This window comes from Pseudomonas sp. SDO5532_S415, from assembly GCF_054071155.1.
Map to the genome: position 1 here is coordinate 1 of NZ_JBSVWS010000315.1, position 3070 is coordinate 3070.

The following is a 3070-nucleotide window of genomic DNA, read 5'->3' on the forward strand; positions in this document are numbered from 1 at the left end:
TCAATGTGGGAGCGAGCCTGCTCGCGAAGGCGGCGACACGGTTTAACTGACTTTTTAGAACTGCCATGCCTGCCAACCACTTCAACACCCACTGCCCCGACTGGGCCGAGGCTTTGCTCAACGGCTTCAGTCAAATATTCCTTCAGCGCCATCCGCTCTGCGGCTTGCTGTGCCTTTGCGCCATCCTGTTCACTGCGCCTGCGCTGCTTGGCGGGGCGTTGCTAGGGGGCGTCGCCGGCTTGCTCACGGCGCAACGGCGCAACTATGCAAAGGCCGATCGCCAGGCGGGATTGTTCAGCTACAACGGCGTATTGATTGGCCTGTTACTGAGCCTGTACTTCCCGTGGTCGGCGATGATGCCGCCACTGATTCTGGCTGCCGGCGGCTTGAGTGCGATGATCACTCAACAATGGCTCAAGCGTACCCGCGTCAACCAGTACGTACCCGCCTACACCGCGCCCTTCGTGGGCCTGAGCTGGTTGCTGCTGTGTTTCGCCACACCGTCGATACCGACACCCCTGATCGAACTGAACACACCGAACCTGCTTGCCGCTTTGCTAAAAGGTATTGGCCAGGTGATGTTCCTCGACCATCCACTGGCCGGGGCGATGATTGCCGCCGGTTTGCTGATCGCCGATCGCCGAGCGTTCTGCTGGGCGCTGATGGCCTCGATCCTCGGCCTCGGTTCCAGTCTGCTGCACCACGAGACCGACACTGCCCTGCTTGGCCTGGGCGGCTACAACGCCGTGCTGGCCGCCCTCGCCTTCAGCGCACAACGCCAGCAACCCTGGCTGCCACTGCTGGGCATCGTATTGGCGCTGTTGCTGACGCCAATCTTTGCCGCCGCCGGACTGACCACGCTCACCGCCCCCTTTATTCTCGCCTGCTGGCTGATCCGCGCCGGTATTCAGATGCTCGGCAAAACCACTGTCGACAGCGCGTCTTGCGCTCACGGGGACAATCAACCTAGGCTGCGCTGATCATTGAGTCGGGCGTTATCCATGGACAGCAGCAAAGACTGGCGTGAACAGCTTTACGTCATGATTTTCCAGAGCGACACCAAGGCCGGCCGGCGCTTCGACGGTATTTTACTGTTGATCATCCTCGCCAGCCTGGTGATCGTGATGCTCGACAGCATCGACACCATCCACCAGAACTACGCCGATGTTCTGGCCTACATCGAGTGGGGCTTCACGGTTATCTTCCTCGGCGAGTACATCCTGCGCCTGTATTGCTCGCCCAAACCGCTGCGTTATGCCTTCAGTTTTTATGGCCTGGTGGATTTGCTGGCCATCGTGCCCGGCATCCTTGCGCTGTATTACGCCGATGCGCAGTACCTGCTGATTATCCGGATCATCCGGATGCTGCGGATTTTCCGCGTGCTCAAACTCAGCCCTTACCTCAAGCAAGCCAACTACCTGATGTCGGCGCTGCGCGGCAGCAAGCAGAAGATCGTGGTGTTTCTGGTCAGCGTCTGCACCCTGGTGACGGTGTTCGGCACCCTGATGTATGTGATCGAAGGCCCGGAGCACGGTTTCACCAGCATTCCCAAAGGCATCTATTGGGCGATCGTGACCCTGACCACCGTGGGATTTGGCGACATCGTGCCGAAAACCCCGCTGGGCCAGGTGATTTCGTCGCTGGTGATGATCACCGGTTATTCGATCATCGCCGTGCCCACCGGGATTTTCACCGCTGAACTGGCCAATGCCATGCGCGGCGAACAGCTGCAACACGACTGCCCGGTGTGCCGGAAAAACAACCATGAACATGGCGCTGCGTTCTGTTCTCGTTGCGGCAATGCACTGTTCAAGAAACTGGAATAAGCAAAGAGCTTTTTAATCTTTAAAGGCCTATGCGAGCCCGGCTATAGTCGCTGGCAAATTGCCTCAATCTTTAAATAAAAATGTCTCGAACAAGGAATGCGCAGTGAAAAAACTCTTTGGCGCCTCACTCCTGGCCGCTGGCCTGGCCCTGACCAGCGTGGCTCAAGCCGCACCGACCCTGCTCAACGTGTCCTACGACGTGATGCGCGATTTCTACAAGGACTACAACACTGCGTTCCAGAAACACTGGCAAGCCCAGCACAACGAAAACATCACCTTGCAGATGTCCTTTGGCGGTTCCAGCAAACAAGCGCGTTCGGTCATCGACGGCTTGCCGGCTGATGTCATCACCATGAACATGGCCACTGACATCAATGCCCTGGCGGACAACGGCAAACTGGTCCCGGACAACTGGGTCACGCGCCTGCCGAACAACAGTGCGCCCTTCACCTCGGCCACCGTGTTCATCGTGCGCAAGGGCAACCCGAAAGCCTTGAAAGATTGGCCTGACCTGCTCAAGGACGGTGTACAAGTCATCGTGCCGAACCCGAAAACCTCGGGTAACGGTCGCTACACCTATCTGTCGGCCTGGGGCTACGTGCTGAAGAATGGCGGCGACGAGAACAAGGCCAAAGACTTCGTCGGCAAGCTGTTCAAGCAAGCACCGGTGCTCGATACCGGTGGCCGCGCCGCCACCACCACCTTCATGACCAACCAGATCGGCGACGTGCTGGTGACCTTCGAAAACGAAGCGGAAATGATTGCCCGCGAGTTTGGTCGCGACCAGTTCGAAGTGATCTACCCAAGCGTCTCCGCCGAAGCCGAGCCACCGGTGTCGGTGGTCGACAAATCGGTCGACAAGAAAGGCACCCGCGCCGCCGCCGAGGAATACCTGAAGTACCTGTGGTCGCCGGAAGGCCAGGAAATCGCCGCCGCCAACTACCTGCGCCCGCGTGATCCGGCAGTGCTGGCCAAGTACACCGACCGCTTCCCGAAAGTGGACTTCCTGTCGGTCGAGAAGACCTTCGGTGACTGGCGCACCGTGCAGAAAACCCACTTCAACGATGGCGGGGTGTTTGACCAGATCTATAGCGGGCAGTAACCGCAACTGTAAAAGCCCCTTACTCAGGTAATGCTGTTCACTCAAGAAAACTTCGAGACGAATGAAATGCCCGTGGCGAGGGAGCTTGCTCCCGCAGGGTCGCGCAGCGGCCCCAAAAATGGGGACTGCTATGCAGTCCAGC

General features: G+C 58.6%; 3 protein-coding genes. All 3 read left to right on the forward strand.

What is annotated here, in order from left to right:
• Nucleotides 1-65 precede the first annotated feature (65 nt).
• The 3 genes from ACW9HW_RS29640 (at nucleotide 66) to ACW9HW_RS29650 (ending at nucleotide 2928) form a co-directional block, all read left to right on the forward strand.
• Complete coding sequence (locus ACW9HW_RS29640) at nucleotides 66-980, forward strand: urea transporter (RefSeq protein ID WP_457402883.1); 915 nt, start codon at nucleotides 66-68, stop codon at nucleotides 978-980.
• 21 nt (nucleotides 981-1001) lie between these two features.
• Nucleotides 1002-1826, forward strand: coding sequence for an ion transporter (locus ACW9HW_RS29645; RefSeq protein WP_095195672.1), 825 nt, complete (start codon nucleotides 1002-1004; stop codon nucleotides 1824-1826).
• Between the two features lie 103 nt (nucleotides 1827-1929).
• A complete protein-coding gene (locus tag ACW9HW_RS29650) occupies nucleotides 1930-2928 on the forward strand; it encodes a sulfate ABC transporter substrate-binding protein (protein ID WP_095195673.1) in 999 nt (332 codons plus the stop codon).
• The last annotated feature ends 142 nt before the right edge of the window (nucleotides 2929-3070 follow it).